Genomic DNA, 26,605 nt, shown 5'->3' with positions numbered 1-26,605 from the left:
ACCACCTAGTGTATGGGCGGACAAGAAAATATGTGATGAAAAAATGTAGGCGTGTTACAATAAGTAACTGGGTGAAGATAAAATGATAAAACAAGAAAAAATAAAAAAGACAATAACTTTCGTAAAGCATATTTTAGAAAAAGATGCGAGTGGGCATGATTGGTATCATATTGAACGCGTACATAAATTGGCGATTTCTTTATCCGAGCAAGAAGGAGGAAATCGTTTTATAATTGAAATGGCAGCATTACTTCACGATGTGGCAGATGAGAAGTTAAATGATAGTGAAGAAGCAGGAATGAAAAAAGTTTCTGATTGGTTAGAAGAGTTACATGTTGAAGAAGAGGAAGGTAAGCATGTTCTTCATATCATCGCCAATATGTCTTATAAGGGTGGTCACGGCGGCATAGTAGAGTCACTTGAAGGGAAAATTGTTCAAGATGCGGATCGCTTAGATGCTCTTGGTGCAATTGGAATAGCTCGTACATTTGCATACGGAGGAGCGAAAGGGAGATTAATGTATGATCCAAATGTTCCGCCTCGTGAAGTGATGACCAAAGATGAATACCGAAAAAATAACGATCCATCTTTAAATCATTTTTATGAAAAACTTTTAAAATTAAAAGACTTAATGAATACGAACGCGGCAAAACAAGAGGCTGAAGTTCGTCATCGTTATATGGAAGAGTTTATTGAACAATTTATGAAAGAGTGGAATGCACAAATATGAAAATGTTAACTGTGGAGAACTTATCGAAATCATACGGAGAAAAACCGTTATTTGATGGATTATCATGTAGTATTACAGAAGGACAACGTGTCGGAATTATTGGTGTAAACGGTACTGGTAAATCGACATTATTAAAAATTATTGCAGGGTTAGAAACTCCTGATACAGGTGATATGACGCATTCACGTGGGTATACAATTAGTTATTTATCACAGCAACCAGAGTTTGATGAAAAACTAACAGTATTAGAGCAAGTGTTCCATGGTGATACACCTTTAATTCGTCTTCTTCGTGATTATGAAAAAGCACTATTAAATATCGAAAAAGATCCAAGTAATGAAAAAGTACAGGAACAATTATTTGCAGTGCAGCAACGTATGGATGCAATGAGTGCATGGGAAGCAAATGCAAATGCGAAATCTCTTTTAACAAAATTAGGAATTACAGATTTCACTGCAACTGTTGGAAATTTATCTGGTGGACAGAAAAAACGTATCGCAATGGCACAATGTTTTATTGAAACACCTGATCTATTAATTTTAGACGAGCCTACGAACCATCTTGACCATGAGACAGTTGAATGGTTAGAAGAATATTTAGCAAGATATACAGGTGCGGTATTACTTGTAACCCATGATCGTTATTTCTTAGATCGTGTGACAAACCGTATTTTTGAATTAGATAACGGTAAACTATATAGCTACGAAGGAAACTATAGTACATTTTTAGAAGCGAAAGCACTTCGTGAAGAGCAAGAATCGGCACAAGAATCAAAACGCCAAAATTTATATCGTCGTGAATTAGCATGGATTCGTCGTGGCGCAAAAGCCCGTTCTACGAAACAAAAGGCACGTATTCAGCGTTTTGATGAGCTAAAGGGACAAGAAGGACCAGCTGCAAAACAGTCAGTTGATATTGCACTAAGTGGAAGTCGTCTAGGAAAGAAAGTACTTGAGTTAAAAGATGTAACGAAAAAATTTGGTGATAAGACGGTATTACATAATTTTAATCATATTGTGAAACCAGGCGATCGTATCGGAATTATTGGGGCGAATGGAAGCGGGAAATCTTCTCTATTAAATATGCTTGCAGGCAAGTTATCTCCTGATAGTGGTGAAGTTGAAGTAGGACAAACTGTAAAAGTTGCTTATTATACGCAAGAAAATGAAGAGATGAATTTAAACCAGCGTATGATTGAATACATTAAAGAGATTGCAGAAGTTATTCATACAACAGATGGAAAAGTAATTGGTGCATCTCAAATGTTAGAACGTTTCTTATTCCCGACGCATTCACATGGTACACCGCTTGGTAAACTATCTGGTGGTGAAAGAAGACGTTTATATTTATTACGTATTTTAATGGGAGAACCAAACGTACTATTACTTGATGAACCTACGAATGATCTAGATACACAAACATTAACAGTACTAGAAGATTATTTAGAAGATTTCCCAGGTGTCGTTTTAACTGTATCGCATGACCGTTACTTCTTAGATAAAGTAGTAGATGAACTGTTCATCTTTACTGGCGGAGGCGAAGTGTGTGAGTTCCTAGGTAGTTATACAGATTATTTAGAAATGGAAAAAACGAAAGAACTTATTGAAAAAGCGGAAGTTCAAAAAGAGAAAAAAGTAGTAGAAGAAGCTCCAAAACAACAACGTAAACGTAAACTTTCATACAATGAGCAGCGTGAATGGGAAACAATTGAAGATACAATTGCCGAACTAGAAGAGAAAATTGAGTCAATTGGAGAAGAACTTTCGAAAGTTGGATCTGACTTCACAAAGGCACAAGAATTATCTGAAGCACAGCAGAAAACAGAAGAAGAGCTAGAAAAAACGATGGAAAGATGGAGTGAGCTATCAGACATCGTTGAAGGATTAAAATAAAAACAAGCTGCATATATTGAAAAGTAAAGAGAAAAACTTTACACTATTGGTAGAACCTATTTTAGGAGGGAAAAAATGAGAACATCTAATCCAATGTTGAAAAAAGAGGCATTTCGTAAAGAGGGAGCAAGCGCTTCTGCGATGACTATTGGCGGAACAGTAGGCAAAACGTTTATAATGCTTATCTTGCTACTTGCAACGTCTGTCTATTCATACATACAGATGATGCAGGGTACGATGAAAATGCCAGTGTTAATAGGTGCATTAGTAATTGCGGCAATCATCGCATTTGCATCTATCTTCTTCCCGCGAATGGCACCAATTGGGGCGCCAATTTATGCGGCGGTAGAAGGAGTTGTATTAGGAAGTATTTCAGCAGTTTATACAATGAAATTTGGCGATTCTATCGTTTTAAATGCTGTATTACTTACAATTTCAATCCTATTTGCAATGTTAGTTTTATATGCAACACGCGTTGTAAAGGTAACTGATAAATTCCGTACGGGTGTAATTGCAGCGACAATGGGAATTATGGTTATGTATTTAATCGTATTCTTATTAAATATGTTCGGTGTAACTGTTCCATATATTCACCAGGGCGGTACAATCGGTATTATCATTAGTGCGGTTGTTATTGTAGTTGCTGCATTAAATTTATTACTAGATTTCGATTTAATCGAAAGCGGTGCACGTAGCCAAGCTCCAAAATATATGGAATGGTACAGTGCAATGGGTCTAATGATGACTCTAGTATGGCTATACTTAGAAATTCTTCGTTTCGTTTCTTACTTTACGAAAAATGACTAATAAAAAAATCCTGCATGAAATGTGCAGGATTTTTTTATTTTCAAAGATAAATCGAGTTCGTGGTATAATATGGATATTAGCAACTTGAATTGAAGGAGATCGAATATGATGAAAGATAAGAAAGGGATTATGAAAAAACTATTTTCTAAAAGTTTTTTCATAGAACTAGATGAAGCTTTAACGTATCCATCATCAGAAGTTATTACTTCAGCGATTGAAGGATACGCAGCTGAATGCAATGAAAGACTAACATTTGAGAGTAAAGCTAAACCGATTACTTTTTACTTAGAAAATGTAATGTACTGTGCTGAAATAAAGATGGCTCGCGGTGGATATTACATCTCTTGCAGTGAAGTATAATTTTTTGAAACCTTACATGTTTAAAATATGTAAGGTTTCTTTTTTTCTTTTGTAAGGTATAAAATAATACTTTTTACATACAGAAATAACTTTTTCCGTTTTTTACCTTTCGCATATTTCTCTTTACAATGAAGAAAAATATGTGAGGTGGTATAACTTATGATGAATCGAGTTGTATTAATCGGTAGATTGACAAAGGAGCCAGAATTATACTACACAAAACAAGGAGTCGCTTATTCACGAATATGTGTTGCGGTGAATAGAGGATTTCGAAATAGTTTAGGTGAACAACAAGTCGATTTTATAAATTGTGTCGTCTGGCGAAGGGCGGCTGAAAATGTAACAGAATATTGTACGAAGGGTTCACTTGTTGGGATTACAGGGCGTATTCATACGAGTAATTACGATGATGAACAGGGAAAGAGAATATATAGAACTGAAGTTGTGATTGAGAGTATTACCTTTTTGGAGAGAAGGAGGGAAGGGGCATCGTAATAAAAGGAGATTTTAAGTAATAACTTCGCTAAAAATTGTAGAAAGTATTTTAATAAACTTAAAGAAGGGATACCGCCAATATTTTAGAAAAAACAAGTTAAGAGCATGTAAGATTTTATACAGTTTTTCGGTTAATTCAGTAACAAACGAGAACCGTAAAACCCATGCCAGGATAGGAATGTATAGAAAGATGAATCGAGTGATAGAAAATAAAAAAGGGATTCCTTACTCTCAGAAGGAATCCCCTTTTTTATTGCTACTGATAATGAGAGGTTATGTTAACAGAACATGTATAAAATATACACTAAAAAATGTATGACTTATTCTAATTTCTTCTTGATAGAATATAAATAATCCATATTTCACCAAAATATAAAAGGGGGAAAACTTTTGTATGAAAAACTTAGAAAACAGCTTATATTAGGTTCCATAATTTTTATCATTAGTGGTTGCTCAATTTCAAAAGGATACGACACACAACAAGAAGCATTAAAACAAGGATTAAAAACAACAAATAATACAGAACTAAATAAATATAATGCTCTAAAACGTATTATAAAAATAGATGAAAAAATAGCCTTTTTTGTTACACCAGATAATTACATTTCAATAGCAGATTTAGAAATAGAAAATAGAAAATGGACTGTTAGTGGGATAACAGGAGGAACAAATGTAAGTGAGTTAGAAGTACAAGATTCTGGTATATCACCTACTATGGGAATATCAAATGGAAAAGTTATTTCTGGTTATCTTAAGAACCCATCTATTAGCAAGGTATCATATGAATCTACCTCAGGACATATTGTAGATTTAGATAAATTCTTACCAAATGAAACAAAGTATAAAGGATGGAGTTTATGGTACGTGATCCTTCCTAATAAATTAGATGATGATTTAAAGTCTTTTGATCTTATTACGACTGTTTTAGAATTTAAAGATACAAATGGCACTATTATAAAATATAAGAACTGATCATCTAAAAACAACTTCTGATAACTATAATTATGTGAACACGAAAGTCCTCCAGTTAAACGAAATGGAGGACTTTTAATAGTCTTTTAAATACATTGAATCCCTATAATGAGACGTTATGTTAACCGATCATGTATAGAATATACAGGGATTTATAATTTGATATAGAACATAAAAGGAAGAGTTTATACTGTAAATAAGGGGACATACATATGGAACTAGAATCCGAGATTAAAGCAATCGTTTTAGATTTAGATGGTACTTTATTAGATTCACAAAAGAAAGTGTCAGAAAGAAATAGAAAGGCTATACTGGAGTGTCTGAAGAAAGGAATAAAAATTATTTTTGCTACGGCAAGGGCGCCACGATCAGTTAAAGTTTTTCTTCCTCACGAACTTCAAGACATTGCAACTATGATTTACTACAATGGAGCTTTGGTAGTAGATAACGCATTAGGTTACAGACAACATTACCCGATTGAATCAGCAATCACAAATGAAATTATAGAATTTGTTATTACTCACCAGGCTGATGCATGCCTCTCAGTTGAATCGGAAGATACATGGTACAGTAATAAAACATTGGATTACAACAAAACCATGAATGCAGTTGTAAATCCAATTGTAGTTCCATTAAATGAATTAAAAAAAGTTAGTGCATCAAAATTATTAATCTCACAATATACTTATTATGAAAAACTACAAAAACAGTTTGCACATAAAGTAAGTACTATATGTACCGATGCAGGAACTTTAACTCAAATCATGGCAAAAGGTGTTTCTAAAGAACGAGCTGTAAGGGAAATCTGCGCCAAAAATAATATCTCTATGGGTAACATAATGGTCTTTGGAGACGATTGGAATGATTTAGAGCTATTCTATACGTGTGGTTTTCCAATTGCTATGGGAAATGCAATACCTAAATTGAAGGATGCTGCATATTTTATTACCGATACCAATGATAAAGATGGTGTAGCTCAAGTATTAGAAAAATTAATTTGTACTGTTAACAACAGTTAAAAGGATAGAATGGTTACTTCCTATATCGAAAATATTGAAAATTATGTAAATAAGTTGTCCATATGGACAGCTTATTGTATGTTTTTGCTTAGCGTGTTGTTCTTCATAAATGCTGGCGGTACCTCAAGAAATGGATAAAAAATAAATATATCTATATTTTTTTATCCATTTCTATAAAGTGTTGCCTCCTAATGTTTCTAAACTTGAAAGTTGCGAGAGGCCTGCACGACTTCACAACCATAATGGAGTATGGACATCAATAGGAGGGAGGTCACTATCAGTCAATAAACTCTCCATGTTTTAGTTACAGTTTGTCGGCCTGTAGCAATTCCATTAATTCATCTTCCGGAACATCCACAATCAAAATGTCTTCAGAAATCAATTCTCCATCAATAAGTCCCTCAGAGCGCATTCGTATCAACGCTTTTATAGTTTTTAATCGTTCTTCTTTTTTTTAGTAATATCCTCCAGGGATTTATTTATTAACTTCACTTTAAAATGAATGATCTAATTATGATACAGATACCTCTTTTTATGTAGGGAAAAGAACATAAATTCCCTCCTTAAAACAAAACTTATCGGAAACGAACGGTTTTAAAATCTCATTCCTAATTTGAAATGTAAAAAAAGAATGAAATAGTATGGTAGCGGGAAGAAATCAGCAAAATTAAGCATCCGAGTAGGAGTATAAAGGGGTAACATGTTACAATACAGCTAAGAACATGCAATAAAGGAGAGTTTTTTACGTGAAGATTAAAGCAATTGAACCGACGCCAAGTCCAAATACAATGAAAGTTATTTTGAATGAAGTATTACCATCAGGAGCGCGTAATAATTATACAAATGAAAATAAAGAACAAGCACCGATGCAAGTGCAAGAAATTTTGAAAATTGAAGGCATTAAAGGTGTATATCATGTAGCCGACTTTTTAGCAGTGGAGCGAAATGCAAAGTATGACTGGAAAGTTTTATTACAACAAGTTCGTGCTGTTTTCGGCGAAGAAGTAGTGGAAGAGAGCGAAGAACAACAACTTGCTCATTTTGGGGAAGTGAAAGTGTTTGTTCAAATGTTCTTTACAATTCCAATGCAAGTGAAGTTAACAGATGGAACATCGGAAGAGCGTGTAGGCTTACCTGATCGTTTTAAAGAATCTATTATGAAAGTGCAAATGTCTGCACCTAACGTTGTGAAAGAGCGCAAATGGGTAGAGCAAAGTACACGTTACGGTAATTTTGAAGAAATCGGGAAAGAAGTAGTAGAAGAAATTGTTGCTGCTTATTCAGAAGAACGTGTAAATGAAACGGTTAAAGAATTATTAAATCAGGCAGGTGCTGTTGAAGTAACGATTCAAAAGCGCGAGCCATATAAAGTAACAGAAGAGATGATGAAAGATTCTGACTGGAAAAACCGTTTTGCAGCATTAGAACAAATGGATCCTACTGAAGAAGATATTCCAGTGTTGAAAATGGCATTAGATGATGAGAAAGTATCTATCCGCCGTTTAGCAACAGCGTATTTAGGTATGGTAAAAGGTGATGGAGTATTGCCGTTATTATATAAAGCGTTATTAGATCGTTCTGTAAGTGTTCGTCGTACAGCAGGAGATTGCTTATCAGACGTAGGTGATCCAGCAGCGATGTTCGTTATGATTAAATCTCTGAAAGATTCAAGTAAATTAGTACGCTGGCGTGCAGCAATGTTCTTATTTGAACTTGGTGATGAAAGTGCAATTCCGGCACTAAAAGCAGCAGAAGATGATCCGGAGTTTGAAGTGGCGATGCAAGCGCGTTTAGCTTTAGAACGTATTGAAGGCGGCGAAGAAGCAAAAGGATCAGTATGGAAGCAAATGACGGAGTCTCGTAAAGGGGAATAGTTTATGATTGTTTTCTATGATAGTTGGTGTCCGATGTGTACAGCAGTTGCAGAGCGTACGAGAAGATTAGATAAAAAGGGTAAGATGAAATTTGTTTCATTTCGAGATGAAGATGTAGTTGAGAAGTATGAACTTTCTCAAGAATTACAAAGTAAGATGGAACAAAGATTGTATATTTTAAAAAATAATAAGTGGTATGACGGAATTCATAGCATCAACGTATTAGCAAAAGCCGTTCCATCTTATTGGTTTGCAGTGCCTTTTATAAAGCTATCTATCGTACTAGGATTTGGAAGTAAAGTATACGATTATATCGCTAACAATAGAAAACTTGTCCCAGTTGGACATTGCCGTGAAGGGGTTTGTGAAATCCCTACAAAAAAATGAAATCATCGTTATCTTTCTTTTGCACCTATTAATAGAGCGTGATATGATGAATTTGGAATGAAAGTTGAAGGAGAGATTACAAGATGTCAAATGCTTATGAAGAATACATGCGTCAAATGGTAATTCCAATGCGCCAAGAATTAGTGCGCTCTGGATTTGAAGAATTAACTACAGAAGAAGCTGTTACAGAATTTATGGAGAATGCATCAGGTACAACTTTAGTAGTTGTAAACTCAGTTTGTGGTTGTGCAGCTGGTTTAGCACGTCCATCAGCAGGTCAAGCGGTTGTTCGTGCTGAAAAACAACCTGATCATCTTGTAACTGTATTTGCAGGTCAAGATAAAGATGCTACTGCAAAAATGCGTGAATACTTCGGAGAAATTCCTCCATCTTCACCATCTATGGCATTACTAAAAGGAAAAGAAGTTGTTCACTTCATTCACCGTCATGAAATTGAAGGTGCAACTATGGACGAAATTATTACGAACTTAGAACAAGCTTTCGAAAAGAATTGCTAAAGAAGGGGGAGAGTAAATCTCCCTCTTTTCTTTATATAGAGGTGAAATAATGATAGTAACAACAGCAGGAAGAACAAATAAAGAAATGACAGCTTATGCAAATAAGGTAGCAGCAGAATTAAATAGTTCTTTCGTTATACGTAATGATATACCTGTACATAAATTGCATGAACAGCATGAACAAGATGTGCTTGTTGTAGGGAAAAATCGATTAGCCATTTATCCAAAAGGAACGGAAGAATCGTTTTTCTTTCATCCGAATTCAGCGATGTTTCGTGTGAAAAGATTAATGCGCGGAGAACATGATCCGTTCGTACAAGCTGCTAAATTAGAGAGCGGAATGACAGTGTTAGATTGTACGCTCGGTATGGCATCAGATAGTATTGTAGCTAGTTATATTGTTGGTGAAAGCGGAAAAGTAACAGGACTTGAAGGAAATGAATATATGGCTTATTTCATGGAAAAAGGCTTGCAAACCTGGTCTTCGTCCGTTGCAGAAATTGATGAGGCAATGCAAAGAATTCATGTAAAGCAAACAGAGCATTTCGCATTTTTAACGCAATGTGAAGACAATAGTTACGATGTTGTTTACCTTGATCCGATGTTTGAAGAAACTGTCATAGAATCAGATGGAATAAAAGGATTAAAACACTTCGCTTTGTATCATGATATTACTGACGAAACAATTGCGGAAGCGAAGCGTGTGGCGAGAAAGCGTGTCGTTCTGAAAGATCATTTTCGTAGTTCTAGATTTGAAAAACATAATTTTCATGTATACAAAAGAAAAAGTGCTAAGTTTCACTTTGGTGTAATTGACCCTTGCTAATTGTTTGAAAAGATGTATAATAAGCAATAATTAATTAAATATACTGTCTGTGATGAAGAGAGTAGTCTTTTTCAGAAGGAAAGCGAGCTAGGGATGGTGTGAGCCTAGTGCAGAAGAAAAAGATGAAGCGCACTTCGGAGACGCTTCTTGAACGAATAGTAGAGTAAGCCGAGGCCCCCTGTCCTCGTTATAAACGGGAAAGTGGTTCGGAATGAACAACAAGGGTGGTACCACGGGTTAAAACTCGTCTCTTTTTTAGAGACGAGTTTTTTGTATTCAAAAAATAAGGAGGTTGTATTATGGATTATAAAACGCAGTTTGCAAAAAGCTTATCGAATATTTTTACGAATGAATTAACGCAAAATCAAATTTTAGATTTAATTGAAGCACCAAAACAAGATGAATTCGGAGATGCAGCATTCCCATGCTTTTCACTAGCGAAGCAATATAAAAAATCACCAGCTATTATCGCAAAGGAAGTTGCGGAGAAATTAAATGATCCGTTCTTTACGAAAATAGAGGCCGTTGGTCCTTATGTAAATGTATTTTTCAATCGTGAAACTGTAAGTGATGCAGTATTAAAAACGATTTTAGCTAAGAAAGAAGAGTACGGTCAAAATCACTTTGGATGTGAAAAAACGGTAGTTATCGATTATTCCTCTCCGAATATCGCGAAACCTTTTTCAATGGGGCATTTACGTTCTACAATGATTGGTAATTCGCTGAAACATATCGCCGAAAAATGTGGGTATGAAGTTGTCGGAATCAATTATATTGGCGATTGGGGCACGCAGTTTGGGAAGTTAATTACCGCGTATAAAAAATGGGGAAATGAAGAGGTAGTTAAAGAGGATCCGATACGTGAGTTATTTAAGTTATATGTTCAATTCCATGAAGAAGTAAAAGAAGACGAAGAACTAGAAGAAGAGGGACGCGCTTGGTTTAAAAAATTAGAAGAAGGTGATGAAGAAGCAGTCGTGCTTTGGAACTGGTTCCGTCACGAATCTTTAAAAGAATTTTCACGTATTTATGAACTTCTCGGTGTGGAATTTACAAATTTTCAAGGAGAAGCTTTCTATAATAATTTAATGGAAGATTTTATTGGAATTTTAGAAGAACATGATTTGCTTGAAGAATCAGAAGGCGCATTAGTCGTTAATTTAGAAGAGGAAGGAATGCCGCCATGCTTAATTAGAAAATCAGATGGTGCGACTATTTATGCAACACGTGATTTAACGGCGGCTTTATATCGTCAAAACACATATGGATTTGATAAAGCACTTTATGTAGTTGGACCAGAACAAAGTTTACATTTTAATCAATTTTTCACTGTATTAAAAAAGCTAGGCTATACTTGGGTTGATGGAATGGAACATGTACCGTTCGGGTTTATATTAAAAGATGGCAAGAAAATGTCGACACGTAAGGGCAGAATTATTTTATTAGAAGAAGTACTAGAAGAAGCTGTTGCACTTGCGGAACAAAATATTGAAGAGAAAAATCCGAATTTAAAACAAAAGGAAGAAGTGGCAAAGCAAGTAGGTGTTGGGGCAGTTATCTTCCACGATTTAAAAAATGAGCGTATGCATAATATTGAATTCTCATTAGCAAATATGTTGAAATTTGAAGGGGAAACGGGACCGTATGTACAATACACACACGCGCGTGCTTGTTCTATTTTAAGAAAAGAAAGTGTAGAATTTGAAACGTGTACTTTTGAATTAAAAGATGATTATAGCTGGAGTGTAGTAAAATTATTCAACAAATTCCCGCAAGTAATTGAAGCGGCCTTCAACAAAAATGAGCCATCTATTATTTCAAAATACGTATTAGATGTAGCACAAGCGTTCAATAAATATTATGGAAATGTTCGTATTTTAGAAGAGAACGAAGAAAAAGAGAGTAGACTCGCATTAGCTTACGCTGTGACGGTTGTATTAAAAGAAGGATTACGTTTACTTGGGGTGGAGGCACCTGAGGAGATGTAAATAATAATTTTGTGCTTATGCGCAGAGAGAAATATTCACATCACTTTACTAATAAACTGCAGATCAAATTAAAGCGTAATATAGAGTAACAAAAAGACAAATCAGACGATTATTATCCTGTTTTGTCTTTTTGTATTTTCTTAAATAAACTCTTATCTATATAGAGTTATACGCTGTGAAGTGTAAGAACTCTATAATTTTGTTGCGAAATCAATTAAAATATTTGTAGAGAGGATGGTCCGTATTGATTCGAGGTTTCATTTTACATATTCCTTGTCATAGACTACCGGAAAGGAGTTTTCTTAAATTACAAAAATACATGCCTTTATGTGCGCGATGCACGGGTATGTTAATTGGTTTCTGTATGTTTCCAATTTACTTTTTAATAACACCTTCGTTTAGTCTCTCATTAATGCTATCCTTTTTTGCCCAAATTCCATTAATAATTGATGGATTCACCCAAAAGTGGAAATGGAGAAGCAGCACAAATTTGCTAAGAGTAACTACCGGCTTATTAAGCGGTAATGGTATGGGACTATTTATTGCATCTAGTATTATATGGATTACATCTTAAACCACATATCAACGGAGGTAGCTACTTACATGTTCTGGATTTACATAATTCTAATTTTTATATCAGGTGGAAGTGGAATTGGTTTTATCATTCATGAAAAATATGTAGAAGCCACAATAGCTTTTGTTATTTGCGTATTATTTATGGTGCTACTATATTGTTATTTAAAAAGAAGCAAAAAAAAGAGAAATTTAGATTGTGACGTAATAGATTGTACCGATTGCTCAGATTGTGATTGTACTAACTAAACTTCTGTTTATTTCAATATTATTATGAAAAGGATTATATATCGTTTCAGGTATGTAATCCTATTTATTTTTTCAAAATTAGTTTGTCAAATAGGTGGAGAGTAAAGAACATGTACAATTTAACGTTTCAATTAAAATTAAACATCTCTAAAATTTTTAGACACATAGGAATACATTTATTAAATAGAGAACTATAGTTTTATATATAAAAGGAGGCGTGGGTTTTGGAAGAGTATGATTGGAACAGTAAACTAACATATTTAAAAAATACGAGAGATTTATATTACAATGACGATTATTTAAGTTTTTTAGTAAATACAGTTTGGAAGATTACTGAGCCGGTACATATTGTTGATTATGGTTGTGGATATGGTTATTTAGGATTAGTTTTGTTGCCGTTGCTTCCAAATGGATCAAAGTATACAGGCATTGATAGCGGGGAAGCATTAATAGCTGAAGCGAGAGAGTTGTTTCGTACACTACCATATGAATCAGAATTTATTGAAGGAAATGCTACAGAAATTGAATTGAAAAATAAAAACGATATTGCGGTCTGTCATGCTTTCTTATTACATATGAGTTCCCAAAAAACGATGCTAGAGAAAATGATACATTCAATTAAGGAAGGTGGTAAAATAATCTGTTTTGAACCACATTGGATGTCAAATATGTCTTCTTACGTATTAGATGGAGAGAATCAATCGGAAATTATTCAGCTAGGTGTTTTGCAGAAGTTATTTGAAAGGGACACACAGAGAAACGGTAACGATGGCAATATCGGTATGAAAATACCGATGTATTTAAGTGAATTAGGTGTGAAAAATATCGAGTGTAGAGTAAGTGATAAAGTGAACTTTTTAGATTCTAATATGCATCATAATGATAAACATAGTTTGTATCATTCATTAAAAGAAGAGGGAATTGCGGGCAATCCAGGTGATAAACAGCAATTTATAGAACGTTTAATGGTAAGAGGATTAACATATGATGAAGCGTTAGCTCAATATGAAGCGGAACTACGGTTTTTTAAAGCATTTCATATGCATTCATCTTTAGTATATGCTCCGAATATGAAAATTACATTTGGTGAAATACAATGTTAAAAAGTAGCGATATAATGAAAATTGCTACTTTTAATATTTGGAATCATGAAACATTGTGGTCTGAAAGGTTAGAGGCTATTTGTGAAGAAGTCCAAAATATTGCTCCTCATATATTAGCAATTCAAGAAGTTCGGAGTTGTATTAATAATAAAGGAAAGAAGACAAATGTTGCACAATATATTGCGGAGCAAGTAAATTATCCATTTTGTATATTTAAAGAATATCCAGATTCTCCAGATGAAGGATTAGCTTTTTTAAGTAAGGTTCCTATATTAATGGAAGAGGCTATTTGGGAAACTGATGCAAAGGAAGCTAATTATTGTGCAATTAGAATTATATTTAAATATCGAGATTACAAACTCGGAATAACAAATGTTCATTTGAATTGGAAGTCAATTTTGATAAGGCAAGAACAAATTAGCACAGTACATAATTGGATTAAGAGTAAAAGTAAAACTAGTACATATGAAGTACTTTGTGGTGATTTTAATGCCAATCCTGATTCGAGTGTTCATCAATACTTAGTAGATAACCAATGGATAGATGTAGCTCAGTTTAAAGAAGAACATGATTGCACCTTGGCTCAGCCAACTTTAGATTATGGAAAGAATACAAATTTAATAGGGGATGTAAAGAAAGAAGAACGATATGATTGGATATTGATACAAGAAAATGATTCGTTTGAATCTCTAAATATAGAAAATGTAGCTGTATTTGGAGATTCAGCATTAACTTCATCACACGTATTTCCAAGTGATCATTACGGTGTTTTTGTAGATTTAAAGTTTGATGAGTGAATCGATATACCTTGTTGAATCGCTGATATATTTTAAGAATCGCCGATATAATAAAAGATTCGATTGATATATATATCAATTATCGTCTGTATAATTTCATTTACCAGAAAAAGATTATACATTATTTCATCAAATTAAACAAAATAACGAGAAAAAGTATCGTTTTTAAGATATTTAGTTAAAAACTTGAATAATATTAAATAATATCGTTCATTATATGAGGTTTTAGTTGAATGCATACTATATGATGTGTAAAATCTAAGCAAGTAGGTTAGAATACTGCTTGCAAATGGCAGTATAAATAATTATTTGAGGTGAATACATGCTAGATTTTAAACAATTAGAAGTTTGTTTGAAAGAAAAGAGATTTGTAGATGGATTACATGAGATAAATAATGAAATTGCACATATAAAAGAAACGAATAAGTTATCATACGTGAAGACCTGGCTTTCTAACGTTTCATCATTTACAGAGTTCGATACATTAATTCGCCTTGCTGATGAAGGTTTGATGCATCAATATAGCTCCTTTTTAATTCGTTATACTTATAAAAAATTCCCAAATATGAGAACGCTCTCTTTATATTGTGATGAGTTAATTGATGAGCGTAAAATCCTTGATGCGGAACAATTATTAAAAGATTCTTTGGAAGAGGTAAATGAAGAGGAAACTGATGCGGACGTTTTAACGAAAGCATATTTTACGTTAGTTAGATGTTTGTTAGATATGAAGCGAAATGAAGAGGCCTATGCCTATATGCATAAGGCGGAAAAGTATAGTACACGTGCAGTTTTTGATAAATGGGGTTACTTATATATACAGACTGGTGAGTGGGAGAAGGCAGAGGAACAACTTTTAGCCGGTCAGCAGCATAAAGATTGTGAAGAGCTAGCTACGTACTTATTGGCGCAATTATATGCATATAAAGGTGAACAGCAGCGAGCATTACAACTTATAAATGATGCGATTGCAAAGTTCCCTCAAGTACCATATTTCTATTTTGAAAAAGTAAAATATTTATTAGATTTAGAGCGCTATAAAGAAATGTTAGCGGTAATAGATAAAATCAATCACATGCTTCCGCATCATGCATATACAACTTATTTTATACATTTACGTGCAGAAGCATTTTATAAAATAAATAATATGCATGATTTGCAAGCACTATTGAAAAGTGAAAAGAGTTTGAAAAATTCTCTATATCATCATATAGAAAAAAATCCTGATGGAAAAAAGGTTCGTTTACCAATAGTTCCGGTTGTACAAAAGGATAACTATTGTGTTCCGACAAGTTTAGAAATGATGTTAGGGATATGGGGAGAAAAACGTACGCAAGATGAAATAGCACAACATATTTTTGATGTAACAGGTTCTAAGTTTTCAGATACAGTTACATATATAGAGGAGCAAGGTTACGAATATCGTTATTTTCAAGGGAATGTGGAAAAATATAAGAGATTACTTGATCAAGGTATTCCTGTTTTATTAAGTATAGATATTGAGCACGCTTCCCATGTACAAGTACTTTCTGGTTATGACGACGTGCTGCAAGCTTTTTATATTCAAGATCCGAATTTCTTAGAACCGATTCTTGTGGAATATGATAAGTTGCAAGAAAAATATCGTTATACAGATTGTTTAGCTATTACGTTTACACCAAAAGATAGAATGGAACAACTTTCATTTTTGGATGAGGAAGAACATAATTATTATAAATCAATTTTTTCTCTAACTGATCATTTAGCTGAGCAAGATAAAGAGGGAATTGAAAAGTTAGTATTATTTTTAAAAGAAACAAGTGAAAATCCAAACACTTGGTTATATACGATTAAACATTTAGATGCGGAAGTAGATAAAGAGTTTATTCAGTTTTGTATAGAAAAATTAATGGAAAAGTTTCCGAGCTCTGACTTTGTGAAATTGCATAGTGCACAGTGTTTTATTCGTCTGCAAGATATGGAAAAAGCAGGACATATGCTTCAAAATGTGGAGAAGAAAAGCAATCAAGCGTTGTATCATTTTATAAATGGGCGGTATTCTTTTGAGCAAGATAATTATGCAGAAGCGATTGCTAGTTTTCGTTCGTCATTACAACTGGATGCAGACCAACCAGTTGCGTGGAGTTTCTTAGCATTATCATACATGTATATGGATCAATCCGAAAAGGGGATAGAGTATTCTCTAACAGCTATAGAACGTAGCCCAGAAAGGTTTACACTTGTAAATCACGGTTTAATTTTAATAGATTTAGAACGATATGAAGAAGCATATATATTCTTTAATGATTTATTAAAAGAATATAAGTATGAAGCACACATTTGGTATGAACGTGCAAGATGTGCTCAACATTTAGGAAAAGTGTATTTAGCGGTAAAAGGACTTAAAGTAGCAATTCAGTTAGATAAAACAGCAGCTTATTTATATACGAAGCTTTCGGAAATCTATGAATCAGATTTGGATGATGAGAAAAGTACGAAGGAAATTTTATTACAAGGAATTCGAAATTGTGAAGATCAGGCGTCTTTATACGTTCGTTTAGGAGATTTTTATTTTCAAAATGATGAACTTGAAGAAGCAGAAACTATATATAAGCGCTCTTTAGAAGAAAATAATGAAGATGTATATTCTCATTTTGGTTTAATTCAAGTATACATGGCAAAGGAACAATATGAGGATGCAAAAAATTATATTGTTAGTATCAATAAGCAATTTGAGGACAATCAAGATTTCCTTATGAATGCTGGTATGGTGCTGTGGGATGCTGAAATTGCGTTAGGCGGGAATGAAGCTGAGTTGAAAACAGCACTTTCTAAATTAGAGGACGGTATACGAAAGTTATACAGTAATATAGAGAACGTATTAGAAGAGTATGTAAATAGAATAAAGGAAACAGCTTTCGTGCAACGAGGCATAGCGTTTTTAAGAACGTTACAAAAAGAAAAAACGGAAGTAATTGAATACGGTTGTTATGCTGGTATTTTATATGAATCTATTGGACAATATGATCAGGCAATGAAGAGCTACAACAAGGCACTCGAACAAAAGAAAACGACATTGCCATATTACCGAATTGGCGAAACACTTATGGCATTAGGACAATTGACAGAAGCAAAGCAAGCGTATGAAACATGTTTAGAGCTTGATGAAAACTTCCCGGGTGTACATTTGCAACTAGCAGAAATATATGAAAAAGAAGAAAATCGTTTAAAAGAACAAAGTCATATGGTTCAGGCGATGAAAGAAGAGCCATTGCATATAAATATGGAATATTTGGCACAGCTTTCAGTAGAAATAAATCTTCAGGAAGAGTTGCTAAAGGAATTAGAACAGCTAGCGGACGAAGTACCTGAAATATGGCGCTTAGATGCGATTGCATATGTGTATGGAGCGATGAATGAAATAGATAAAGAAAAGGTACGAATTGAAGAAGCACTACAATTAGATGAGGGACATACAGAAGTTCTATATCATTATGCAAAAGTATTAGTGAAAAAAAGAGATGCAAAAGCAATCGAGGTTGCACTGAAAGTAATCCAAAAGAATATGGATAGTGAACGTATATTTGATGTATATATAAAAGCAGTAGAACAACATAAAAAATTGTCTCACATAAGAGATTCTCTTCATACATTAAAGGTGAAAAAATCGGATAGAAGTATGGCATTCATGTATGCAGCAGCTGCGGTTACAGAAAGATGGATTGAACGTCAACAAAATGAACAGCCGAAAAAATCTATATTTACGAGAGCTTTTTATCGTATGAAAAATCGCGCGAAAGAAATTTCAATGATTACTACAATCATTGATTTATATGAAATCTCGTTAAAATTAAATCCGAAAAATAGTATGGCAGCGCAGCGATTTGCACTATTTTACGAGAATGCGGCAATGAATAAAGAAGCAATAGAAGTATTGCAAACGTCGCTAGAAAATAAATGGGATTATGATGTAGCGAAGCAACTTGTAAATCTTTTCATTGAGTGTGAAGAAGAAGGCATGTTACGAGATGCGTTGGAATTAACGAAACAAATGGTTCGAGAGCTACCGGATGATTATGATACGCTTCTTTTACAAGCGCAAGTATTCTTGAAAGCTGGGGAAGAAAGAAAAGCAGAAAAAATATGTTTACAATTAACGGAGAAAACATCGTTTGTAAGTAGAGGGTTCCTTACTTTAGCAGAAATATACCAAAGTCAAGAGAGGTTTGAGGATGCAATTCATTTATTAGAAGATGCTTCTGTACATCATCCAAATGAAACGGCAATTCTTATTGCTTTAGCATCTTCGTATCATAGAACTGGGCGAACTGCCAAAGCAGAAAAAATAACAAGTGATATATTAGAAATTGATGCTACACACTTGTTAGCAAGATACGATCATGCTTGCTACTTAGCATTATTAAACAGAAATGAAGAGGCGAAAGAAGAACTTGAAATTGTGCTTCGTGAAGATGAGACGGGATTCTTTGCTGAACTTGCAGAGGAAGATGAAGATTTAGCGGGATTACGAGAATTTGAAAAGTAATTGTATAGAAATAGATAAAAAGGATATAAATAAAAATATATTTTGAATTAGTTGACAATTAATTGCCTAATGGCATAAAATAACTTTTAATAAAGTATACAAATCTGAAGACGAGAAAGAGTAAAATAGTGAGCTGTTCTCCAGAGAGCCGGTGTATTGCTGAAAGCCGGTGTGCAGACGTTATTTGAAAATCATCTCCGAGGAGCCGTGGCTGAATAAAGTAAGCTCGGACGGATGTCTACCGTTACAAAGAACGCGTATGTTAGTACGTTGCTAAGTGCTATTAGTGAAAAGCTAATAGAATTAGGGTGGTAACGCGGGTAAACCCGTCCCTACTTCATAGGGACGGGTTTTTTGTGTGCTTTTAAAACATTCAAAGGAGTGATTGTAGATGAAGAAAGTAGATGTAAAAGAGTCAGCTGTAGGGAGAGAAACACGTATTCGTAAGCAGTGGAACGAACAGGGCATTTTTGAACAATCAATTCAGAATAGAGAAGGCGCACAATCGTTTGTGTTTTATGAAGGACCACCAACGGCGAACGGTTTACCACACGTCGGCCATGCACTTGGTCGGGCAATTAAAGATTTAGTAGCAAGATATAAAACGATGGCTGGATATAAAGTGTTAAGAAAAGCTGGCTGGGATACACATGGATTACCTGTAGAATTAGGCGTTGAAAAACAACTTGGTATTTCAGGTAAGCATGAGATTGAAGAGTACGGCATTGAGCCATTTATTCAAAAGTGTAAAGAGAGTGTATTCACATATGAGAAGCAGTGGCGTGAATTTACGGAGAGCATTGGATATTGGGTAGATATGGATGATCCATACGTTACTCTAGAGAATCCATATATCGAAAGTGTATGGAATATTTTAGGGACGATTCATGAAAAAGGTTTGTTATATAAAGGACATAGAGTTTCTCCATACTGTCCAAGCTGTCAAACATCGCTTAGTTCACATGAAGTTGCACAAGGGTACAAAACGGTTAAAGATTTAAGCGCAACGGTAAAGTTTAAAGTAAAAGATAGTGAAAATGAATATTTCCTTGGATGGACGACAACACCGTGGACGCTTCCGGCGAATGTTGCACTTGCCGTATATCCGAATATGGAATACGTTAAAGCGAAACAAGAAGGATATGTATACATTGTTGCGAAAGAGCGTGTACAAGAAGTATTAAAAGAAAACTATGAAGTAGTATCCGTTCATAAAGGCGAAGAATTAGTAAACACATCTTATACAGCACCGTTTCCGATGAAGGAAGTTACAAATGGGTACCACGTAATTGCAGCAGATTTTGTAACTGCAGATAGTGGCACAGGACTCGTTCATATCGCTCCAGCATATGGGGAGGACGATTATAGAGTCGTTCAAAGTGAAGGATTGTCGTTCTTACATGTTGTAGATGAGAAAGGTGAGTATACGGATGCAGTACCATTTCTTAAAGGTAAGTTTGTAAAAGATTGTGACGTTGATATCGTTCGTTATTTAGCGAAAGAAGGGTTACTATATCATAAAGAAAAATATGAACATAGCTATCCGCATTGCTGGCGCTGTGATTCACCATTACTTTATTATGCAGGAGAAAGCTGGTTAATCCGAACAACTGAGATTAAAGAAACATTTTTACGAAATAATGATTCTGTTACGTGGTATCCAGACCATATGAAGCACGGACGGTTTGGTAAGTTTTTAGAAAACATGGTGGACTGGAATATTAGCCGGAATAGATATTGGGGAACACCGTTAAACGTATGGGAATGTGAAAGCTGCGACCACCAATTCGCACCGAAAAGCATTGCTGAATTAAGAAAGCATAGTGCGAAAGAAACACCAGAAGATTTAGAATTGCATAAGCCATATGTAGATGAAGTGCAAGTTTACTGCGAAAAATGCGGAAGTACAATGAATCGTACACCAGAAGTAATCGATGTTTGGTTTGATAGTGGCTCCATGCCGTTTGCACAATATCATTATCCGTTTGAAAATAAAGAGTTATTTGAAGAACAGTTTCCAGCAGATGTTATTGCAGAAGGAATTGATCAAACACGTGGCTGGTTTTATAGTTTATTGGCAGTATCAGCGCTATATACAGGAAAAGTTCCATATAAACGAGTTTTATCACTAGGGCATGTTCTAGATGAAGAAGGACAGAAAATGTCTAAAAGTAAAGGAAATGCACTAGATCCAGTTGATTTAGTAAATCAGTTTGGTGCAGATGCTTTAAGATGGGCTCTACTTGTGGACAGTGCTCCATGGAATGCGAAGCGTTTTTCTGAAAGAACAGTACTGGAAGCAAAATCTAAATTTGTAGATACGTTAGTCAATGTATATAGCTTCTACGTTTTATATGCAAATTTAGATGAGTATAATCCGAATGAAACCTATGATGTAAAGCGAACGAAATTGGATGAATGGGTATTATCAAGATTGCATAGCACAACGAAAAAAGTGAGAACAGCACTTGATGATTATCAATTTACGAATGCAGCTCGTGAAATCGCGGCGCTTGTAGATGAAGTAAGTAACTGGTATGTAAGACGTTCACGCAATCGTTTCTGGGAATCTGGTATGAATACTGAGAAAGCAGCGGCGTATGAAACACTTCATGAAGTGCTTGTAACGATTAGTAAATTAATTGCACCATTTACACCATTTGTCGCTGAAGATATTCATTTGAATTTAGAAGGACGTAGCGTTCATTTAGAGGATTATCCAGTTGTAAATGAATCACTTATCCAGCCGAAATTAGAAGTGGAAATGGATGCAGTTTTACAAGTTGTTGAACTTGGAAGAAGTAACCGTAATCAGCATTCTTTAAAAGTAAAACAGCCGTTAGCAGAGCTTGTATTACTTGAGAATAAAGAGAATAATATCGATTGGGAATCTTATCGTGATATCGTAATGGATGAGCTAAATGTGAAAGCATTTCATGTTGAACTGGATGAAACGAAGTACACATCATATCAATTAAAGTTGAATTTTAAAACAGCAGGGCCGAAGTTTGGTAAAAATGTGAATGCAGTAAACGGCTGGTTAAAACAATTATCACAAGAAGAAGTACAAAGCTTTGTTTCAACTGAAAGAGCAGTATATGAAGCAGCATCAGGGGAAGAAGTAGTTGTAACGTCTGAAGATGTATTAGTAGAAAAAGTAGCAAAAACAGGATTCTCAAATACGACTAACGGACAATATACAGTTATGTTAGACACGAATGTAACGGAGGAATTGTTACAAGAAGGAGTGGCTCGTGAATTCATTCGGGCAGTCCAAGAATATCGTAAGCAGTTGAATTTACCAGTTAATTTAAGAGTGGATGTTATTCTTGATACAGAGGAAGAACTACAGAAAACTTTAACAAATCATAAAGATTTGTTGGAAGAAAACTTACTCGTTAAGCAATTTACATTTGATAACTTAACGAATGAAGACGATGAACTTCCTTTAGGTGAGACAAAAGTCCGAATTAAATTAAGCCCGGCTAATTAAAGAAAAAAGGAAGTTGGAATCATTCCAACTTCCTTTTTTGTGTGAAGATAAATTAACCAGTTATTTTCCGCAGAATCCATTCGATAGGTCCTCTAGAAAATTTCTTTCGCCATAAAACGCTAAATAATACACTGAAAATGAAAAATCCAGTAGCAAATAATAAAACGAATAATGGTGTTTGATGTTCTATTAAAAATTATAGGGTTTAGGAAATGAATAAAGTAATATATTTCTACAGTATTTTTCTCCATTTACACATAAATATTGAGAAAATTTCACTCATCCGAAATGGAAAGGTAATAGAATTGCTCGTATAGAATTACTCGTAGATTCACTTTATTTCGCTACTTGTGGACAGGAATAGCCTTATAAGAATGGGGTAAAGGTTTCAATTTATTAGGGGGAGTGGTTTTATGTTTAATAAAAAAATGGTGGCAATGGCAATGACTGTACCATTAGTAATGGGGACAATTTCTACTGTTTCAGCACTGGAAAAACAACAGGAAGTAAAGCTTGAAGGTTATTCACCGCAGAAAAAAGCAATTGAATATTTAAAAGGACATGCTACGGAATATGGATTGAAGGCAGACCTTTCAGACTTACAATATATTTCTACAACAGAAACACCAGTAGCTTCATATGTTAGATTCCAACAAGTGGTCAATGGTGCTCCTGTATTTTCAAAACAAATAACAGTTACTATTAATGGACAGGGACAGGGATTACTTGCTGTTTCTGATTACCAGGCAGTTCAAAGTGTGAAAGAAATAGCGAAAAAGATTAGTGAAAAAGACGCAGAACAAAAATCAATGGCGTATGTTGGAGGAGAAAGCGAGCAAAACTTATGGGCTCCTACAGAGAAAGAATTCGGATATATTATTGAGGATGGAGTAGCTATCCCAGTATACAAAGTTTTAGTCCATTCTAATAAACCTTTCGGTGCATGGGAAACATTTATTGATGCAGAAAATGGAAAGCTAATTAAAAAGGTTGATATAAACCGAAAAGCAGAAGGGACTGGGAAAGTGTTTTTACCTAACCCCGTCGTATCTAGCGGTAGTAAAGTAGGGTTAAAAGATAATAATGATGCAGATTCGACAGCACTAACGAATCAATTAAAAACTGTTACGTTAAAAGGTTTAGATGGTACAGGATTTTTAATTGGAGAGTATGTTACGATTTCTTCAAAAGCGAAGACGAAATCTACAAATTTACAATTTAATTACACACGTGCAAATGATAGTTTTGAAGATGTTATGTCATATTATCATATTGATACATTACAGCGTTACATTCAAGGATTGGGCTTTAAAAATATTAATAATCGTTCGATTAAAGTAAATGTAAATGGTACAACTGACGATAATTCATTCTATTCCCCATCAACGAAAGCTTTAACTTTCGGTACTGGCGGTGTAGATGACGCAGAAGATGCGGGCGTTATCGCGCATGAATATGGACATTCTATTCAAGATAATCAAGTACCAGGATTCGGAAGTTCACCAGAAGGTGGAGCGATGGGAGAAGGGTTTGGAGACTTCTTAGGTGCTACGTATGAAGATGCAGTATCGACAACTGGTTACGGAAAAGCATGTATTGGAGAATGGGATGCGACTGCTTATTCTAGTTCAGATCCGACGTGCTTACGCCGATTAGATACGAATAAAGTATACCCGAAAGATATAACGAATGAAGTGCATAATGATGGGGAAATTTGGGCCCAAGGTCAATACGAAATGGCGCAATCTTTTGGACGTGATGTGGCAACAAAAATTATTTTACAATCACATTGGTCATTAACGCCAAATGCTAAATTCCGTGATGGGGCAAAAGCAATTAAGCAAGCGGATGCTCTTTTATATGGCGGACAACATGCGGCTGAAATTGATCGCATTTGGGCAGCGAGAGGAATTAGCACAAATTAATATAAAAAGTCGTGGCTTTTATTGAAGTGACCCCTAAAAGTTAGACATGGTTATTTCATTAGGCAGCGTTTTGGGCGTGGGTCCGGTATTGTATCGGACTCATACCCTTTAATTTTGCCTTAATTCTCTTATGATTATAGTAAGATATATATTTTGCTAGTTCTTGTTCAAAATGTTCCATATTCTTAAAGTCTTTTCGATATAAAAATTCAGATTTCATAATACCAAAGAAATTTTCGATAACTGCGTTATCGTAACAGTTCCCTTTCCGAGACATACTTTGTGTAATACCACGTTTATGAAGAGAATCACGGTATTTTTTCATTTGATAGTGCCAACCTTGATCGGAATGAATAAGGAGGGCATCCTCATCTGTTAAGCGTTCAAAGGATTGGTCTAACATATTAGAAACAAGGGCGTAGGTTGGCCTTGAACCAATTGTATACGTGATAATTTCACCATTAAACAAGTCCAACATTGGCGATACATATAATTTCTCTCCAAATAATTTAAACTCCGTAATATCCGTGACCCATTTTTCGTTTGGCCTTTCTGCTTTGAAATTACGTTCTAAAATATTAGGGGCAATCTTTCCAACAGTTCCTTTATAAGAGCGATATTTCTTCATACGGACCAAACACTTTAATCCTAATTCTTTCATAATGCGTTGTATCTTTTTGTGATTTATTTTATGTCCACGATTAGTAAGTTCATCACGAATACGGCGATAACCATAACGGCCTTCATGTTCATGATAAACAGCTTGAATTAATACTTTCAAATCTGCATCTGGATCCGGACGTTTGGCATTTTTTAACCAATAATAATATGTGCTACGTGGAATATTGGCAAGCACTAAAAGTGATTGTACCGGAAATTGATGCCTTAATTCATAAACTACTTGCGCTTTGTCTTTTTTTGTGACTTCTGTTTGTTTTGAACTAAGGCATTCAACTTTTTTAAATACGCATTCTCCATACGTAACCTTTCTAACTCCTCTTGGAGTTCTTCAATGGAGCCTTCGACTGGTAATTGCTTTTTCACTATTTTGTGATTTTTATTATTCATAGACGGATGCCTCTTTTCTTTAAGTTGTAGGGCATCCAATCCTTCTGTTTCATAAGCTACTTTCCATTTACGAACCGTTTCATAAGATGGAATATTAAAAATTGCCGCTGTTTCCCTGATAGACGTCCTATTTTCAATCATATAGTTAAGTACGTCTAGTTTAAATTGCGTAGAGTAAGATGTATAGCGTTTTTCAAAAGCTTTTTCACCGGAATATTCATATCGGCTAATCCAGTGATAAAATACCCGCTGATCCACGCCTATAGATTTAGCAATGCTTGTCCCGCCTTCTGGGCCTTCTAAATATCGTTTTACTGCTTGTATTTTTTCTTTTGAAGAAAATTTAGCCATAAAAAAACTGCACCTCCAATTGTTAGTCGTGTCTAACAATTGGGGTGCAGTTCATTATAAGCCACGACTTTTTAATTTGCTTAAGAACTGGTACTAGTAAAGTAAGCTATATCAATGATAGTGTGAATTTATCCGCATTCCATTTATTTTTTTTCGTCTTTAAAAACAAAATGCTCTTTAAATTTTCTAGACTCGACTTTTTGACCGTTTCTCATAGAGCGGAAAGGATGTTCTTGCCATGTAATGATCACGTCAACCTCATTGGCTTTTGTAGAAACAGGGAAGTTAGCATGTCTAAATCCAGTTTTTCCACTTGCGAGACGACCTTCTTTCAGGGAAAAGAGTTCATATTTTGTTTTCATATTTGGTTCATTGCGGAAGACTTCAACTTGTACGTTATATACTTCATTTTCTCCGACATTCTTTACTGAAAATTGATATGTTTGAAATTCATCTTTTTTAGCTTGAAGCATATTTTTGCTTATTTTTTTCGGTTCATCAATATTCACTTGCCATTGATCAGAGTTTTGGGAGATTGGTAAAGATTTTGGTGAATAGGCGTACGTTTCGTTTACTACAATTAGGCATAACAAAAGGAGAAAGAAACTAATCACTTTTTTCATATAAACACCTCGCTACAAAATTTTTATTAA

Annotated in this window: 21 protein-coding genes, 1 pseudogene and 2 other annotated features; of the genes and pseudogenes, 19 read left to right on the top strand and 3 right to left on the bottom strand. The window is 34.6% G+C overall.

What is annotated here, in order from left to right:
* Window positions 1-82: 82 nt before the first annotated feature.
* The 18 genes from ACP6L7_RS01490 to ileS all read left to right on the top strand — a co-directional run bounded on the left by ACP6L7_RS01490 (window position 83) and on the right by ileS (window position 22,608).
* Window positions 83-730 carry an HD domain-containing protein gene (locus tag ACP6L7_RS01490; RefSeq protein WP_097831899.1) on the top strand — a complete coding sequence of 216 codons (648 nt, stop codon included), beginning with the start codon at window positions 83-85 and terminating at the stop codon, window positions 728-730.
* The gene (locus tag ACP6L7_RS01485) at window positions 727-2,622 is read left to right on the top strand and encodes an ABC-F family ATP-binding cassette domain-containing protein (RefSeq protein WP_097831900.1); all 1,896 of its coding nucleotides are present in this window, start codon (window positions 727-729) and stop codon (window positions 2,620-2,622) included. The genes ACP6L7_RS01490 and ACP6L7_RS01485 overlap by 4 nt, the downstream gene beginning before the upstream one ends.
* Before the next feature lie 75 nt (window positions 2,623-2,697).
* Window positions 2,698-3,429: a Bax inhibitor-1/YccA family protein gene (locus tag ACP6L7_RS01480; protein WP_001260657.1), complete on the top strand. Its 732-nt coding sequence runs from the start codon at window positions 2,698-2,700 to the stop codon at window positions 3,427-3,429.
* 105 nt (window positions 3,430-3,534) lie between these two features.
* The gene (locus ACP6L7_RS01475) at window positions 3,535-3,789 is read left to right on the top strand and encodes a DUF4318 domain-containing protein (RefSeq protein ID WP_097831901.1); all 255 of its coding nucleotides are present in this window, start codon (window positions 3,535-3,537) and stop codon (window positions 3,787-3,789) included.
* Between the two features lie 159 nt (window positions 3,790-3,948).
* Window positions 3,949-4,284: a single-stranded DNA-binding protein gene (locus tag ACP6L7_RS01470; protein ID WP_097831902.1), complete on the top strand. Its 336-nt coding sequence runs from the start codon at window positions 3,949-3,951 to the stop codon at window positions 4,282-4,284.
* A gap of 390 nt (window positions 4,285-4,674) precedes the next feature.
* Window positions 4,675-5,256, top strand: coding sequence for a hypothetical protein (locus tag ACP6L7_RS01465; protein WP_097831903.1), 582 nt, complete (start codon window positions 4,675-4,677; stop codon window positions 5,254-5,256).
* 212 nt (window positions 5,257-5,468) lie between these two features.
* Window positions 5,469-6,275, top strand: coding sequence for an HAD family hydrolase (locus tag ACP6L7_RS01460; protein WP_097831904.1), 807 nt, complete (start codon window positions 5,469-5,471; stop codon window positions 6,273-6,275).
* Between the two features lie 746 nt (window positions 6,276-7,021).
* A complete protein-coding gene (locus tag ACP6L7_RS01455; protein ID WP_097831906.1) occupies window positions 7,022-8,149 on the top strand; it encodes a conserved virulence factor C family protein in 1,128 nt (375 codons plus the stop codon).
* A gap of 3 nt (window positions 8,150-8,152) precedes the next feature.
* On the top strand, window positions 8,153-8,536 hold the full coding sequence (locus ACP6L7_RS01450; RefSeq protein ID WP_097831907.1) for a thiol-disulfide oxidoreductase DCC family protein: 384 nt from the start codon (window positions 8,153-8,155) through the stop codon (window positions 8,534-8,536).
* An 83-nt stretch (window positions 8,537-8,619) separates the two neighbouring features.
* A complete protein-coding gene (locus ACP6L7_RS01445; protein ID WP_000063703.1) occupies window positions 8,620-9,054 on the top strand; it encodes a BrxA/BrxB family bacilliredoxin in 435 nt (144 codons plus the stop codon).
* Between the two features lie 49 nt (window positions 9,055-9,103).
* Entirely contained in the window at window positions 9,104-9,880 is a 777-nt protein-coding gene (locus tag ACP6L7_RS01440) for a class I SAM-dependent methyltransferase (RefSeq protein ID WP_430528875.1), read from the top strand.
* Window positions 9,881-9,920: 40 nt separating this feature from the next.
* Window positions 9,921-10,135 (top strand) — a binding site (T-box leader).
* Between the two features lie 44 nt (window positions 10,136-10,179).
* Entirely contained in the window at window positions 10,180-11,868 is a 1,689-nt protein-coding gene (argS, locus tag ACP6L7_RS01435; protein WP_097831909.1) for an arginine--tRNA ligase, read from the top strand.
* 244 nt (window positions 11,869-12,112) lie between these two features.
* Window positions 12,113-12,442 (top strand): DUF2085 domain-containing protein, encoded by a 330-nt coding sequence (locus ACP6L7_RS01430; RefSeq protein WP_097831910.1) that lies wholly within the window; start codon window positions 12,113-12,115, stop codon window positions 12,440-12,442.
* 29 nt (window positions 12,443-12,471) lie between these two features.
* On the top strand, window positions 12,472-12,690 hold the full coding sequence (locus ACP6L7_RS01425) for a hypothetical protein (protein ID WP_097831911.1): 219 nt from the start codon (window positions 12,472-12,474) through the stop codon (window positions 12,688-12,690).
* Window positions 12,691-12,914: 224 nt separating this feature from the next.
* Window positions 12,915-13,793, top strand: a complete 879-nt coding sequence (locus ACP6L7_RS01420; protein WP_097831912.1) for a methyltransferase domain-containing protein — start codon at window positions 12,915-12,917, stop codon at window positions 13,791-13,793.
* Entirely contained in the window at window positions 13,787-14,590 is an 804-nt protein-coding gene (locus ACP6L7_RS01415) for an endonuclease/exonuclease/phosphatase family protein (protein ID WP_170961044.1), read from the top strand. The genes ACP6L7_RS01420 and ACP6L7_RS01415 overlap by 7 nt, the downstream gene beginning before the upstream one ends.
* 322 nt (window positions 14,591-14,912) lie before the next feature.
* Complete coding sequence (locus ACP6L7_RS01410; protein WP_430528874.1) at window positions 14,913-19,115, top strand: tetratricopeptide repeat protein; 4,203 nt, start codon at window positions 14,913-14,915, stop codon at window positions 19,113-19,115.
* 98 nt (window positions 19,116-19,213) lie between these two features.
* Window positions 19,214-19,452: a binding site (T-box leader), on the top strand.
* A gap of 54 nt (window positions 19,453-19,506) precedes the next feature.
* Window positions 19,507-22,608 carry an isoleucine--tRNA ligase gene (ileS, locus tag ACP6L7_RS01405; RefSeq protein ID WP_097831914.1) on the top strand — a complete coding sequence of 1,034 codons (3,102 nt, stop codon included), beginning with the start codon at window positions 19,507-19,509 and terminating at the stop codon, window positions 22,606-22,608.
* A 52-nt stretch (window positions 22,609-22,660) separates the two neighbouring features.
* On the opposite strand, the pseudogene ACP6L7_RS01400 reads toward ileS, so the two are convergent.
* Window positions 22,661-22,798, bottom strand: a pseudogene (locus tag ACP6L7_RS01400) (DUF418 domain-containing protein); the annotation flags it as partial.
* Between the two features lie 223 nt (window positions 22,799-23,021).
* Between ACP6L7_RS01400 and ACP6L7_RS01395 the strand changes: the two are divergent.
* The gene (locus tag ACP6L7_RS01395) at window positions 23,022-24,533 is read left to right on the top strand and encodes a M36 family metallopeptidase (protein WP_430528873.1); all 1,512 of its coding nucleotides are present in this window, start codon (window positions 23,022-23,024) and stop codon (window positions 24,531-24,533) included.
* Window positions 24,534-24,591: 58 nt separating this feature from the next.
* On the opposite strand, the gene ACP6L7_RS01390 is transcribed toward ACP6L7_RS01395, so the two are convergent.
* A protein-coding gene (locus tag ACP6L7_RS01390; protein ID WP_430528870.1) for an IS3 family transposase occupies window positions 24,592-25,952 on the bottom strand; the annotation gives its coding sequence in 2 pieces (ribosomal slippage) (window positions 24,592-25,496 and window positions 25,496-25,952; 1,362 coding nt in all).
* Window positions 25,953-26,095: 143 nt separating this feature from the next.
* Entirely contained in the window at window positions 26,096-26,575 is a 480-nt protein-coding gene (locus tag ACP6L7_RS01385) for a hypothetical protein (protein ID WP_097831916.1), read from the bottom strand.
* Window positions 26,576-26,605 lie beyond the last annotated feature (30 nt).

This window comes from Bacillus silvicola (assembly GCF_050524305.1).
GTDB lineage: Bacteria > Bacillota > Bacilli > Bacillales > Bacillaceae_G > Bacillus_A > Bacillus_A cereus_AT.
The sequence above is the reverse complement of the archived record's forward strand: the minus strand, read 5'-3'. Positions and strand labels throughout refer to the sequence as shown.

Excerpts from the sequence above, each read along its gene's own strand:
- argS (WP_097831909.1), top strand. The coding sequence starts at position 10,180 with ATGGATTATAAAACGCAGTTTGCAAAAAGCTTATCGAATATTTTTACG.
- ileS (WP_097831914.1), top strand. The coding sequence starts at position 19,507 with ATGAAGAAAGTAGATGTAAAAGAGTCAGCTGTAGGGAGAGAAACACGT.
- ACP6L7_RS01395 (WP_430528873.1), top strand. The coding sequence starts at position 23,022 with ATGTTTAATAAAAAAATGGTGGCAATGGCAATGACTGTACCATTAGTA.
- ACP6L7_RS01445 (WP_000063703.1), top strand. The coding sequence starts at position 8,620 with ATGTCAAATGCTTATGAAGAATACATGCGTCAAATGGTAATTCCAATG.
- ACP6L7_RS01385 (WP_097831916.1), bottom strand. The coding sequence starts at position 26,575 with ATGAAAAAAGTGATTAGTTTCTTTCTCCTTTTGTTATGCCTAATTGTA.
- ACP6L7_RS01480 (WP_001260657.1), top strand. The coding sequence starts at position 2,698 with ATGAGAACATCTAATCCAATGTTGAAAAAAGAGGCATTTCGTAAAGAG.
- ACP6L7_RS01450 (WP_097831907.1), top strand. The coding sequence starts at position 8,153 with ATGATTGTTTTCTATGATAGTTGGTGTCCGATGTGTACAGCAGTTGCA.
- ACP6L7_RS01475 (WP_097831901.1), top strand. The coding sequence starts at position 3,535 with ATGATGAAAGATAAGAAAGGGATTATGAAAAAACTATTTTCTAAAAGT.
- ACP6L7_RS01415 (WP_170961044.1), top strand. The coding sequence starts at position 13,787 with ATGTTAAAAAGTAGCGATATAATGAAAATTGCTACTTTTAATATTTGG.
- ACP6L7_RS01460 (WP_097831904.1), top strand. The coding sequence starts at position 5,469 with ATGGAACTAGAATCCGAGATTAAAGCAATCGTTTTAGATTTAGATGGT.
- ACP6L7_RS01425 (WP_097831911.1), top strand. The coding sequence starts at position 12,472 with ATGTTCTGGATTTACATAATTCTAATTTTTATATCAGGTGGAAGTGGA.
- ACP6L7_RS01440 (WP_430528875.1), top strand. The coding sequence starts at position 9,104 with ATGATAGTAACAACAGCAGGAAGAACAAATAAAGAAATGACAGCTTAT.
- ACP6L7_RS01410 (WP_430528874.1), top strand. The coding sequence starts at position 14,913 with ATGCTAGATTTTAAACAATTAGAAGTTTGTTTGAAAGAAAAGAGATTT.
- ACP6L7_RS01470 (WP_097831902.1), top strand. The coding sequence starts at position 3,949 with ATGATGAATCGAGTTGTATTAATCGGTAGATTGACAAAGGAGCCAGAA.
- ACP6L7_RS01485 (WP_097831900.1), top strand. The coding sequence starts at position 727 with ATGAAAATGTTAACTGTGGAGAACTTATCGAAATCATACGGAGAAAAA.
- ACP6L7_RS01490 (WP_097831899.1), top strand. The coding sequence starts at position 83 with ATGATAAAACAAGAAAAAATAAAAAAGACAATAACTTTCGTAAAGCAT.